Source organism: Salinispirillum marinum (assembly GCF_042650105.1).
GTDB classification, from domain to species: domain Bacteria; phylum Pseudomonadota; class Gammaproteobacteria; order Pseudomonadales; family Natronospirillaceae; genus Salinispirillum; species Salinispirillum marinum.
On record NZ_JBHSAL010000002.1, the window covers coordinates 609,964 to 622,255 of the forward strand.

Below are 12,292 nucleotides of genomic sequence, written 5' to 3' on the forward strand. Positions count from 1 at the left end.
AGAAATACCATGACTGCACAAGCACAAACGTTTATTCAAATCCCTGAGTACAGCCAAGACAACCGCGTCGTGGCGCAAGCCAAGATTATGTGGAAACGCTATCAACAGCGTCGTGCCTTGATGAACATGCCAGAATATTTGTTGCGCGACATCGGCATGACCAAATATGACGTAGCCAAAGAAGTGCGCAAGCCTTTCTGGCAAGCCTAAGCTAGGTTACTGTTAGCAATACCGCCAATTACAAGCACAATAAAAACCGGGCGTTTGGCATTGCATCATCGATGGATTGAATGATCAACCAAACAGAATAAGAAAAGCCGCTCAATGAGCGGCTTTTTCATGGTCGAATACTTTGTCTAAAGTCATCCACCTGTATCCATGCTGCTTAGAAGTCTGCAAAAGGCTGAACCAAACCCAGCCTTTTACAAAAACGCACAACGGATATCAGTGGCCTAATATCTGGCTCAAGAACAACTTCGTACGGTCCTGTTGCGGGTTGTTGAAGAACTCGTGTGGTTCGTTCTCTTCAACCACCTCACCGGCATCCATAAAGATGACCCGGTCGGCAACTTTCTTGGCAAAGCCCATTTCGTGCGTAACACACAACATGGTCATGCCTTCATCGGCCAATTCGACCATAACATCCAACACTTCTTTGATCATCTCTGGATCGAGTGCGGAGGTCGGCTCATCAAACAACATTACGCGTGGATTCATGCACAAGCTGCGTGCAATGGCTACACGTTGCTGTTGTCCGCCTGAAAGCTGGCCCGGATACTTGTTCGCTTGATCCGGGATTTTAACCCGACCTAGGAACTTCATAGCAATTTCTTCGGCTTCTTTCTTCGGCATTTTACGCACCCACATAGGGGCTAGCGTGCAATTTTCCAATACCGTTAAGTGCGGGAATAAATTGAAGTGCTGGAACACCATACCAACTTCCCGACGAATCACCCCGATGTTCTTCAAGTCATCGGTCAGGGTCACACCATCAACGACGATGTCACCCTCTTGGTGCTCTTCAAGACGGTTAATGCAACGAATCATGGTCGATTTCCCAGAACCTGACGGCCCACAGATTACGATCCGTTCACCACGCTTAACTTCAAGGTTTATGTTTTTGAGCACATGAAACTGGCCATACCATTTATTCATGTTACGCAGGGTAATTACGACTTCCTGATCATTTTTACTTTCTGTATTTGTAGTCATGTTAGGTGTCTCCACTAATTCTTATGGCCGGTATTTAAACGACGTTCCAGATACAAACTGTAACGCGACATACCAAAGCAAAATATCCAGAACATCAAGCCAGCAAAGGCATAACCCTCGGCCGGGAAACCCAACCACGCGGGGTCAGCTAAACCTTGACGCACCATGGCCAGAACATCTTGCAGGCCAATGATCAATACCAGGGTCGTATCCTTAAACAAGGAAATCAGCGTGCCAACCAAACTTGGTATGGTGATCTTCAACGCTTGCGGTAACACAATAAGGTTCGTTTTTTGCCAATACGACAACCCCAAAGCATCAGCCGCTTCATACTGACCTTTCGGTATCGCCTGCAGGCCGCCCCGAACCACTTCCGCAATGTAGGCTGCCTGGAACAAGGTGATGCCGATCAGTGCTCGCAGTAAGCGGTCAATAGATGTGCCACCGGAGAAGAACAATGGCAACATGACCGATGCCATGAAAAGTACGGTAATCAGCGGTACGCCACGCCAAAATTCGATGAATATCGTACTGACGAACCGTACGATTGGCATATCACTGCGTCGACCCAAGGCTAGGACGATCCCTATAGGTAGAGCGAGTACGACACCGACTACGGCAATAACCAAGGTCAATGTCAGGCCACCCCAGCTCGAGGTTTGTACTTGTGGCAAGCCAAATGAATTGCCGTACAGGAGAATGAAAGACACGACCGGATAAACGGTTAACGTGCCAATCACTACCCATTTCTTGAACGGTGCTTTAGGAATGTTCATCCAAACAACCAAAGCCACTAAGGTCAGAAATACGGTATTGGGGCGCCACAATTCGTCTGCGGGGTAAAACCCATACAAGAAGGTTTGCAATCGCGTTGCCACGAATACCCAACAGGCACCGCCACTGGTGCAATCATCCCGTGACGTGCCAACCCAGTCAGCGTTCCAAATTGCCCAACCAAATATTGAGGTTACGGCTTTGAAAGCAAACCAAATAGCAATCAACGACACAATCGAATTAGGAATGCTCGAAAACAGATTTTTGCGCAGCCAAGCAACCAGGCCACCTTCAGAAAGCGGTGCTGGGCGAGCTGGTGAGGGTACAAACTGGGTCATCTTATCTCTCCACCAAGGCTACACGTTTGTTAAACCAGTTCATAAACGCTGATACGGTCAAACTGATCGTCAAGTAAACCAACATCGTCATGGCAACAATCTCAACAGCCTGCCCTGTCTGGTTTAGGGTCGTGCCCATAAATACCGCGACGAGATCTGGATAGCCGATGGCCACCGCTAAAGAGGAGTTTTTGGCCAAGTTAAGATATTGCGAAGTCATTGGCGGAATCATTACACGCATGGCCTGCGGTAAAACCACCAGGTTTAAACGTTGTTTTTCGTTCAACCCTAGAGCACGACAAGCCTCTGTTTGGCCATGAGCAACGGCTTCAATACCTGAACGGACAATCTCTGCGATGTACGTACTGGTATAAATCGTCAAGGCAAACCACAGCGCGAGCAGCTCTGGAATGATCCGCAGACCACCGGCATAGTTGAAGCCTCGCAAGACTGGCAGATCAAACGAAATCGGACGACCAGTTATAAAAAAGCCGATAATCAAGGTACCGAATATTATGGCGATCGATGTCCAAAACACCGGAAACTGCTGGCCGGTGGCGATGAAACGCGCCTTCGCCCAACGCGCTAATACAATGACCGCAACGATAGACAGCACGATAAGCGCCACATAGATGCCAAAACCGGGTTCTGGAATCGGCTTAGGCCCATAGAAGCCACGAATACTTAAAAAGAAGCTTTCCGTGCCAAAATTCATTGCATCTCTTGCACCGGGTAGTGAACGCAATACAGCGAAGTACCAGAAAAAGATTTGCAATAACAATGGGATATTACGGAAGGTTTCAATGTAGACCATACAGATTTTTCGCAGCAACCAGTTCGGAGACAACCGACTGACACCAATGAACAAACCCAATAAGGTCGCTGACACAATACCCATAACCGATACTAAAACGGTATTCAGTAAGCCGACAAAAAACGTTCTGCCGTAGGTATCGTTAGAATCGTATTCAATCAAACTTTGGGCGATCGCAAACCCAGATGTTTGGTTTAAGAACCCTAAGCCCGTCGAAATTCCACGTGCTTCCAGGTTAGCTATGACGTTTCCTGTAACGGTATACAGGAACCAGAATAATCCACCCAAGACTACCGCTTGGTAGAAGATATTGCGGTAGGTGGGGTTGTAGAACCACGCTTTGCTGCGTGAAGCGTTATTATCGTTCATGGTAGGCTGTTAGGCTCCCTTTGCACACTGGACACTGCATCTCGTAGGAAAATGATGCGTGCAAACAGTAAAAGCCGGGAGTTAACTCCCGGCTTTTGGTCTTTTAGCCGCAGAAATTAGCGGATTGGAGGACCATACTGCAAACCACCTTGGGTCCACAGAGCGTTTACACCGCGAGGCAAGCCAAGAGGAGAGCCAGCACCTACGTTGCGGTCAAACATTTCGCCGTAGTTACCAACTTGCTTAACAATTTGATAAGCCCAATCAGAGCCCAAGCCCAAGAAACCACCCAATTCAGCAGAGTCCAAGAAACGAGCAATGTTAGGATTATCAGTACCCAGCATTGAATCAACGTTAGACTGAGTCAAACCAAACTCTTCAGCGTTCAGAGTTGCGATGTGAGCCCACTTAACAATGTTGAACCATTGGTCATCACCTTGACGCACTACAGGGCCTAAAGGCTCTTTAGAAATCGTCTGTGGCAGAACGACCGCACCATCAGGATTACTCAACTGGATACGCAATGCAGCCAACTGAGAGCTGTCAGAAGTCAGAACGTCGCAACGGCCTGCTTCAAAACCAGATACAGTCTGTTCAGAGGTATCGTACAACACAGGCTCGAAGCTCATGTTGTTGAAACGGAAGTAATCCGCCAGGTTCAGCTCAGTCGTTGTACCTGATTGAATACATACCGCAGCACCGTCCAGTTCCAGAGCACTGGTAACACCCAGATCGGTGCTAACCAAGAACGCTTGACCGTCGTAATAGTTCACACCCGCGAAGTTCAGACCCAGTGACGCATCACGCGTCAGAGTCCATGTGGTGTTACGGCTCAACATGTCAATCTCACCGGATTGCAAAGCAGTAAAACGCTCTACAGCGGTCAGAGGAACAAAGTTAACGTCGTTCGCGTCACCCAACACAGCCGCAGCTACAGCACGGCAGGTATCGACGTCCAGACCTTGCCAGTTACCAGCGGCATCTGTGCTCGAAAAACCAGGCAAGCCGGTACTTACGCCACAGTTCAGCGCACCACGAGCTTTAACCTGATCCAAAGTTTGGGCATGAGCGCCCATTGCGAGGGTAGCGACGGCGGCTGCACCACCAATCAACGTTGCTATTTTCTTCATGTCACATCTCCCATGACTTATTATAGTTGTGTTACGCAACAAGGAATTTCCTGCGTAGCGTCTCTAACAAGGCAAGTACCGGGCCAATTTTTATAATTTGTCGGCCAAGCTGCCAGTTTCGTGTAGAGAGCGCGTGTTACATCGTTTCGTTTTGAAGGATGTGCCTCTAGACTAGCTGAAAATGTCATCAAGACAAATGTTTTTTCTTGGATGACCGAACTAATTTAGTGCACGTCAGTTTACAGAGCACTGCAACAGGGCATCTTCTCCGTTGCTTGCTTTGACATCTCGTCTCACGACGAAACCCCATGCAAAATAATGGCATAGCGCGCCCAAAACCAATGCTGATTTCACATGCGATATGCAATTACTGCATACAATCTAGGGCAATAACCCTTGCTCACGGTAGTAGCGCAGTGCCCCTTCATGTAAAGGAGCCGACATACCAACCGATACCATGTTTTCTGGACGCAGCTCTGCCAATGCCGGATGCATTGAACGGAAGAATTCCAGACGCTCAAACACGGACTTAACCAGTAAATACACTAATTCATCAGAGGTATCTTCCATGGTCATCAAGGTCGCCGTAACGCCAAAGGTTTGGGTGGTCTGCGGGTTATTTGGATAGATGCCACCGCCAATTTGTGTGGGTGCATAATAGGGAAATTGTCTCACTAACTCGTCTAATGCCTGCCCTCTTATTTGCACCAAACGACTTTCACAGACACCGGTTGCTTCATGAATGGCGCCGCTGGGATGTCCAACAACGTAGATAATCGCATCCACTTGATCATCACACATGGCAGTGGTCATTTCGGTCGCCGTAAGGTGAGAGGTCCGAGCAAAAACCTCTGTGGTTTTTCCTTGCGCTGTTAGCCAATTGACCAAGGTGGCACGTTGACCCGAATCAGGGTTGCCAATATTAACGCGCTTTCCCGTTAAATCGATGAAATCGACAATATTGGCATCGGCACGCGCGAGCACCGTGAACGCCTCAACATGCAACGCCATCACTGACCGCAAATTACGATGCGGATCGCTGGCAAACTCGCGTTCACCGCGCCAAGCATGATAGTGCACATCACTTTGAACCAAACCAAAGTCGATATAGTTCTGCCGCAAGGCGTTGACGTTAAATACAGAACCACCGGTGCTGTCAATCACACATCGCGTTTGATGCTCTGCTCGACCCGCATTGAGCAGCCGACAAATGGCCCCTCCAACGGGATAGTAAACGCCGGTAACGCCACCCGTACCAATGGTGACAAAACGCTGCGCTTGCATTGATGTTTCTGCATGAACATAGGTTGCACCAAATCCGGTGCAGAGACACAAAAAGATACACCGGAGCAGTCGGATCAGTGTTAGATTCATAGTGGACCCACCTGCAAAGCTCATTAAGAGGCGCGTTTGATTGCACGTACCCAATAAGCGTTGCCAAAAAACAGCACAATGATGGCGCTCGTTAATAAAACACCCAACCACTGGGGTTCACGAAAAGCGCTCATAACGACAAAGGGCAAGTACAATAAAATCAAAAAGCCAAACCAGCTTAGCGCTCGTACACGCGCTCGCAACATGGGTATGAAAAATAGCCAGAGTGGCAAAGTTTTGAGCAACCATAACACCATGCCCGCACCAATCACTTCAAAAACAGTACCCGCATTACTGGGGGCGGTGAGCGCCGTCTGCAAACCATAAAGCACCATCACGGCGACATATCCAAACCAAGTCACCCGCTCCCACGTTTGACGTGGATTATTCATAGCCATAGATACACTCTTACAAGGTAGTTCAAAATTACGGTTTTTCAAGCAATGCTGACGTCATCGGTCTTCGCGACAGTCCAAGGATCACAGTAACCGCTGAGCGGTCAAGGCTAACCGTTTACCTTGCGCCCGCGCCAGTACGATTTCATCACGCGATATTGCTTGCTGGTCTTGATCCCAATGTGAAACACCGTAGGGCGTACCCCCTGAACGGGTGGTGTGCAGTTCTGCTTGTGTATAGGGTGTGCCCAACAAAATGAAGCCATGATGTAACAACGGCACCATCATGGAGAGCAGCGTAGCCTCCTGACCACCGTGCAATGTGGTCGTAGAGGTAAAAACACAAGCAGGCTTATTGACCAAGTCACCATTCAACCATTCGGGTGTCGTTTGTTCCCACCAATGTTTCATTGGCGCGGCCATGGTTCCGAAGCGCGTTGGACTGCCTAACGCAAGCCCGGCACAGTCGCGTAAGTCATTCGTACTGGCGGCTACATAGTCGCTGGGTACATCGTTTTGGTGTAGCGACGGCACCGTGCGCAAGCGGGCGTCAATACCTGCCACCGACTCCACGCCTTCTGCGATGAATTGTGCTAATTCCGCCGTCTTTCCGCCACGACTATAGAACAAGACAAGAATATAGGGATCAGCCAACTCAGAGAATCTCCAATACTGCTTCTGGTGGACGCCCTAAGGCAGCGCCTTTCGCTGTAATAACCACAGGGCGCTCAATCAGGCGCGGATGCTCGACCATGGCGGCAATCAACATATCCTCGTCAGCACCCGCATTGTTAAGACCCAGTGCTTTATATTCATCTTCTTTGCGGCGAATCAATTCCTGAGCGGTAAGATTTAACTTGCCCAACACGGAACGTAATTCGATAGGTGTGGGGACATCGTCCAGATATAACCGTATGACCGGCTTAATGCCCTGCTCCTCCAGCAGCTTAAGAGTTTCCCGCGACTTACTGCAACGCGGGTTGTGCCAAATGGTCACTGACATGATGTACACCTCCTTAATAACTTGTCTTCAACAGGGTGTTTTAATGGGTGACAAGGATACACGAGCGCGGAGTTGATCAACAGCGCCAGGGAGGCTTTGAATGATTGGTTTCTTCGATGTTTACTGCAACAAAACCCAAGCCACGGTACTCGCGGCCAACGCATAATAGAGCATCGGAAACAAAGTATACCGAATAATCTCGCCTTCCCGGCCAGACAAATTCACGACACTGGCAGCCGCCACAACATTCACCACACAAATCATATTACCGGCATTAGCCCCCAATAACTGCAACGCCAACACCGTTGTTTCCGGCAGCCCCACCTGCCCAGCCACCGAGGCTTGAAAGGAGGCAAACATCATATTGGAGAAGGTCGCGGAACCGGCAATAAAAGAGCCCAATGCACCAATCATAGGAGCAACGAACAACCACTGATCGGCCAAATGCGTCGCTGCCAGCGCTGCCAGTTCAAGCGGCATGGCCATAAGCCCTGACGCATTTACCGCTGATTGTAAAAAAATGCGTACCATCGGCACGGCTGCGGCCAACGCAATAACCGTAGGCACCAAGGTACGCAAGCTCTGTGCCGTGGCGCGGCCAAGCTGCATATATCCACTGCGTTGCACAAAAATAGCTATCACAGCGGTTACCACAAACACCGTCCCCGGCAAATATAATGGCGCTAGGGATGTTGATATGGTGGAACCGAGTATATTTTGCCAAGCGAAAATCACCGAGTTCAAGAGCGCTTTGAACGGCAAGACATCTAACCGCGTCAACACCAACAAACCGGCGACGAGCAGATAGGGAAACCAGGCACGCAATAACGACATTTGCTGAGTAGTGCTCAAGGACTGATCCAACTGGTGCTTAGCGACCATGGCATTCATGCTGACTCGGTCTTCGGCGGAAAAGTACCAAGGTGTCTTAGGCACCAAAATTCCTTTTTTAGCGCACACACTCATGATGACCAAGCCAACCAATGCCCCAATAATGGATGGAAATTCAGGACCCAAAAACCAAGCTACTGCATAAGCCGGAACCGTAAACGATAGCCCAGCCAGAATGGCAAAGGGGGCAATTGCAAGACCCGGTAGCCACGATTTTTCGGCACCAAAGAACCGCGTTAACAACAACACCATTAAGAAGGGTAAAAACGAAGCCACGACAATATCAATACCAATAGCCGTGATTGCAATGGCTTGCAATTGCTCACCGCTACTGCCCACTAAGCCCTGCCCCATGCCTACAATCACGGGCGTTCCAACGGCGCCGAAAGAGACCGCGCTGGAATCTGCTATCAAGGCCAATACTACGGCCGCAAGAGGCGGAAAGCCCAGGGCTACTAACAGTGGCGCAGCAATCGCTGCGGGCGTACCGAAACCGGACGCGCCTTCGAGAAAGCTCCCGAAAAGCCAAGCAATGATAATCACCTGCACCCGCCGATCGGACGACACATGGGAAAAACCCGTGCGAATCACCTCAATGGCCTTTGTTTCTCGTAACACATTCAATAGCAGAATAGCGCCGAATACGATCCATAAAATGGATGCCGCAATTACCCAGCCTTCTAAAATCGCTGCCGACAACTGCAGCATCGGCACCTGCCAAACGCCATAGGCTAGTGCGGCGGTAGCCAATAGACTGAGCGGCATTGCTCGCGTGGCTGGCATGCGCAATACAACCAATAACAAGAACACGCTGAGCACCGGCATGGCTGCCGTGAGAAATTGCAAAACGGTCATAGGATTCCTCAAATCTGGATCGAAGCAATAGGAGACGACACTACTGCGCGCAAGTTTGACATGCAATGACGCATGTCAAACGCCACCCTCTATTATCAAACGCTGAACTGCTTCGCCCGCACCACCTGACGATAATCGGCCGGCGTAACACCCACCTTGGTCCGAAAGCGTTTGATGAAATAGGAAGCATCCCCAAAGCCCAACAAGTCGGCAATTTCTTGCACCGACAGGTTAGATTCGCGCAACAATTCTTCGGCCCGTTGCAAACGCAACTGCAGCCAGTACTGCTTCGGTGACTCGCCAGTTGCCCGAGCAAAGCGTCGCGCCAACGTACGCTCCGTTAAGCCAACAGCTTCAGCTAACGCCTGCAAGTGAAACGGTTTATCCAAGTGCTCGCCCAACCAGGCTTGCGCCGCGACGATGTCCTCATCGTCGTGCTGCAGTCCACCCAAGCGATAAAACGGTTGATTGAGTGTACGGCTCACTTCATGTGAGAAATGCTGTTCAATTTCACTCATGATGGCATCGCTGTACCATTCACGCACAAAATAAAGCACCAAATCTGTTAGGGAATTCACACTGCCTGCACAGTAGAGTTGTTCAGCGTAGGTGACACTCTGTTTCGGCTTGAGCAACACCTGCGGATACCGCTGTGTAAATTGTTGAAAGAAATACCAATGCGTGGTGGCCACTTTATGATCCAACAACCCGCCTTCAGCCAAGAAACATACTCCTGTTCCTGTGGCAACGATGGGTTTGTGCTCACCGGCATAGCGCTGCAATATGGCGACAAGACTAGGATAGCGCAGCAACATGGGCAAAGGATTACCCCACATAGGCGGCACGAAAACCATATCGCACGCCAATAATCCGTCCCAGTCACCCTGGGCGTGCAGTGTGACTCCGCCACTGCAGGTTTCGGGCAAACCGCCAGCGCTAAACACCGACAAGGTGAGTTTCGGACCAACAACCCCTTGTAGGCGCGCCAATTGCGCGGCCGCTGACAGCATTTCGCTGGGCAGCGTAATCCCGGTAGCAAGGGTTTTAGGCAACACGATAAAGCCAATCTTCATGTCTGTTTATTCATATCTAATGGCGCTTTCATCATACATCAAGCAACACCTTCTCCACTAGACTGCGCCGCACTAACCAATTTTCAAAGAGGAGCCGTCATGACACGTCTACCCGTCATCGTAGGATTTGGTGGTGTGAACGCCGCTGGTCGCAGTGCCTTTCACCACGGCTACAAACGCATGATCGAGAGCGCCCTACCGGCAGATGTGATGGCCCCAACGTGGCAGAACCTAGCCACCATGATGAATGTGGATACCTCCGGCGGACTGACGCCTGACCTGATTAAAACCCTTCGTGCAGGCACCTTGGTGCGTCGTATCGAACCACGTCTTTTCGACGTCGATGCCGTATTGTTCCAACATAAAGCAGACATTCATGCTTTACATGGCGACATGGAATTCACCGCTCGACGCAACCAGCTACCGCGCAAACTGCCGGACAATTGGGAAGTAACGGCCGTAACAGGCCGCGAAGTTACCATCAAAGTCACCGGCTCTACCCCCACCCTGTTCCCGGAGTATAAGCCCTACCCTGTTTCGAGCGCAGGTCAAGTGCCGTCCGGTTTCGACGCCAGCGCACTGTATCGCTCCATGCACCATCCGCGCGCGCTAACGCATGCCGTCTACGGCGCCTCGGATGCCTTAAACTCACTAGGCATGGATTGGTCTGAAGTATTGAAGCATGTTGCGCCGGATGAAGTGTCCGTGTACGCAGGCAGTGCTCTAGGCCAGGTCGACGACAAAGGTTACGGAGGCCTGTACCAAGCCGAACTCATGGGTGGACGCACCAGCTCAAAGATGATGGCGCTGAGCCTCGGCGAAATGGCCGCAGACTTTATCAACAGCTATATGATCAATTCCGTCGGTTCTACAGGCAGTAATGTCGGTGCCTGCGCGACCTTTTTATACAACCTGCGTCAAGGCATGATGGATATTCAATCGGGTAAAGCGCGCGCCGTGATCGTGGGCAATACGGAAGCACCTGTCAATCCGGCCATCATGGGTGGCTTTGATGTAATGGGCGCGCTGGCAAACGATGATAATTTGCGCAAGATCGATGGGTTACCTGATGGAGAGAGGCCGGATAACCGACGTGCGTGCCGTCCCTTTTCTACCAATGCGGGCTTTACTATGGCGGAAGCCGCACAATTCATTATTCTGATGGACGACGAACTCGCCCTAACCTTGGGTGCAACCATTTACGGCGCCGTGCCAGACGTGTTCATTAATGCGGACGCCAACAAGAAGTCCATTTCGGCACCCGGTGTGGGCAACTACATTACCATTGCCAAGGCGGCGGCACTGGCGGAAAGTCTGTTGGGTAAAGGTGGTTTGGCACACACCTTTGTGCAGGCACATGGTACGGGCACGCCGCAAAACCGGGTGACCGAATCGCATATATTGAACGAAGTGGCGAAATTGCATGGCGTTTCTGACTGGGCCGTTTCGGCGGTTAAATCCTATGTTGGACACGCGCTTGGCCCGGCCGCTGGTGACCAAATCATCGCCAGCTTGGGTGTTTGGGCGCATGGCATTATTCCTGGTATTAAAACCATCGACCACATTGCCGACGACGTGCACAACAGCCATTTGAATATTCTCATGGACCACCTCAACACTGGCAGCCTGACTGCCATGCGTGGTTCCGTGATCAACTCCAAAGGTTTTGGTGGGAACAACGCTTCAGCGTTCATTTTGTCGCCTGACGAAACGCTGAAAATGCTGGGCAAACGCCATGGCGCGGCGAGCATTGCCGCGTGGCAGAAACGCAATGAGCAGGTGGCCGAGACCGCACGTTCAAATGATGAGCATGCCACTCAGAATGGCGTGCCCATCATCTATAAATTCGGTGAGTCGGTTATGGATGAAAACGACGTTACCCTGGGGCAAGAAGACATGAAGTTAAGCGAGTTTGCTCGCAGCATATCACTGGCGGGCAAGCACCCGTACGGGGATATGACTGAGTAAATCATCCTCTCAATCACCTGAGGTGACAACAGGTGGTATGCCTTAAAGCGCGATCAATTGTGAAGACAATTGACACTGTCTCAAGGCGCCCGTAGG

The 12,292-nt window shown here is 50.6% G+C and carries 12 protein-coding genes; 2 read left to right on the plus strand and 10 right to left on the minus strand.

Annotated features, from left to right (window positions below; all coding sequences use genetic code 11):
* Positions 1-9: 9 nt before the first annotated feature.
* Positions 10-210: a DUF1127 domain-containing protein gene (locus ACFOSD_RS09965; protein WP_380696045.1), complete on the plus strand. Its 201-nt coding sequence runs from the start codon at positions 10-12 to the stop codon at positions 208-210.
* A 234-nt stretch (positions 211-444) separates the two neighbouring features.
* Here ACFOSD_RS09965 and ACFOSD_RS09970 read toward each other — a convergent pair whose 3' ends face one another.
* The 10 genes from ACFOSD_RS09970 to ACFOSD_RS10015 all read right to left on the minus strand — a co-directional run bounded on the left by ACFOSD_RS09970 (position 445) and on the right by ACFOSD_RS10015 (position 10,228).
* Positions 445-1,212, minus strand: a complete 768-nt coding sequence (locus ACFOSD_RS09970) for an amino acid ABC transporter ATP-binding protein (protein WP_380696047.1) — start codon at positions 1,210-1,212, stop codon at positions 445-447.
* A 14-nt stretch (positions 1,213-1,226) separates the two neighbouring features.
* Complete coding sequence (locus ACFOSD_RS09975; RefSeq protein WP_380696049.1) at positions 1,227-2,324, minus strand: amino acid ABC transporter permease; 1,098 nt, start codon at positions 2,322-2,324, stop codon at positions 1,227-1,229.
* A 1-nt stretch (position 2,325) separates the two neighbouring features.
* Positions 2,326-3,507: an amino acid ABC transporter permease gene (locus ACFOSD_RS09980; protein ID WP_380696051.1), complete on the minus strand. Its 1,182-nt coding sequence runs from the start codon at positions 3,505-3,507 to the stop codon at positions 2,326-2,328.
* Positions 3,508-3,623: 116 nt separating this feature from the next.
* The gene (locus ACFOSD_RS09985) at positions 3,624-4,637 is read right to left on the minus strand and encodes an amino acid ABC transporter substrate-binding protein (RefSeq protein WP_380696053.1); all 1,014 of its coding nucleotides are present in this window, start codon (positions 4,635-4,637) and stop codon (positions 3,624-3,626) included.
* Positions 4,638-5,018: 381 nt separating this feature from the next.
* A complete protein-coding gene (locus tag ACFOSD_RS09990) occupies positions 5,019-6,011 on the minus strand; it encodes a TAXI family TRAP transporter solute-binding subunit (protein WP_380696055.1) in 993 nt (330 codons plus the stop codon).
* A 23-nt stretch (positions 6,012-6,034) separates the two neighbouring features.
* Complete coding sequence (locus tag ACFOSD_RS09995; RefSeq protein ID WP_380696057.1) at positions 6,035-6,409, minus strand: DUF2069 domain-containing protein; 375 nt, start codon at positions 6,407-6,409, stop codon at positions 6,035-6,037.
* An 81-nt stretch (positions 6,410-6,490) separates the two neighbouring features.
* On the minus strand, positions 6,491-7,060 hold the full coding sequence (gene wrbA, locus ACFOSD_RS10000) for an NAD(P)H:quinone oxidoreductase (protein WP_380696059.1): 570 nt from the start codon (positions 7,058-7,060) through the stop codon (positions 6,491-6,493).
* Position 7,061: 1 nt separating this feature from the next.
* Positions 7,062-7,409 carry an arsenate reductase (glutaredoxin) gene (arsC, locus tag ACFOSD_RS10005; protein ID WP_380696061.1) on the minus strand — a complete coding sequence of 116 codons (348 nt, stop codon included), beginning with the start codon at positions 7,407-7,409 and terminating at the stop codon, positions 7,062-7,064.
* Between the two features lie 120 nt (positions 7,410-7,529).
* Positions 7,530-9,155: an L-lactate permease gene (locus tag ACFOSD_RS10010; protein ID WP_380696063.1), complete on the minus strand. Its 1,626-nt coding sequence runs from the start codon at positions 9,153-9,155 to the stop codon at positions 7,530-7,532.
* Between the two features lie 95 nt (positions 9,156-9,250).
* Positions 9,251-10,228 (minus strand): GlxA family transcriptional regulator, encoded by a 978-nt coding sequence (locus ACFOSD_RS10015; RefSeq protein ID WP_380696065.1) that lies wholly within the window; start codon positions 10,226-10,228, stop codon positions 9,251-9,253.
* Between the two features lie 99 nt (positions 10,229-10,327).
* Here ACFOSD_RS10015 and ACFOSD_RS10020 point away from each other — a divergent pair, with 99 nt between their 5' ends.
* Positions 10,328-12,196: a beta-ketoacyl synthase gene (locus ACFOSD_RS10020; protein WP_380696067.1), complete on the plus strand. Its 1,869-nt coding sequence runs from the start codon at positions 10,328-10,330 to the stop codon at positions 12,194-12,196.
* Positions 12,197-12,292 lie beyond the last annotated feature (96 nt).

Coding starts and splice junctions, on each gene's coding strand:
- ACFOSD_RS09965 (WP_380696045.1), top strand. CDS start 10: ATGACTGCACAAGCACAAACGTTTATTCAAATCCCTGAGTACAGCCAA.
- ACFOSD_RS09970 (WP_380696047.1), bottom strand. CDS start 1,212: ATGACTACAAATACAGAAAGTAAAAATGATCAGGAAGTCGTAATTACC.
- ACFOSD_RS09975 (WP_380696049.1), bottom strand. CDS start 2,324: ATGACCCAGTTTGTACCCTCACCAGCTCGCCCAGCACCGCTTTCTGAA.
- ACFOSD_RS09980 (WP_380696051.1), bottom strand. CDS start 3,507: ATGAACGATAATAACGCTTCACGCAGCAAAGCGTGGTTCTACAACCCC.
- ACFOSD_RS09985 (WP_380696053.1), bottom strand. CDS start 4,637: ATGAAGAAAATAGCAACGTTGATTGGTGGTGCAGCCGCCGTCGCTACC.
- ACFOSD_RS09990 (WP_380696055.1), bottom strand. CDS start 6,011: ATGAATCTAACACTGATCCGACTGCTCCGGTGTATCTTTTTGTGTCTC.
- ACFOSD_RS09995 (WP_380696057.1), bottom strand. CDS start 6,409: ATGGCTATGAATAATCCACGTCAAACGTGGGAGCGGGTGACTTGGTTT.
- arsC (WP_380696061.1), bottom strand. CDS start 7,409: ATGTCAGTGACCATTTGGCACAACCCGCGTTGCAGTAAGTCGCGGGAA.
- ACFOSD_RS10010 (WP_380696063.1), bottom strand. CDS start 9,155: ATGACCGTTTTGCAATTTCTCACGGCAGCCATGCCGGTGCTCAGCGTG.
- ACFOSD_RS10015 (WP_380696065.1), bottom strand. CDS start 10,228: ATGAAGATTGGCTTTATCGTGTTGCCTAAAACCCTTGCTACCGGGATT.
- ACFOSD_RS10020 (WP_380696067.1), top strand. CDS start 10,328: ATGACACGTCTACCCGTCATCGTAGGATTTGGTGGTGTGAACGCCGCT.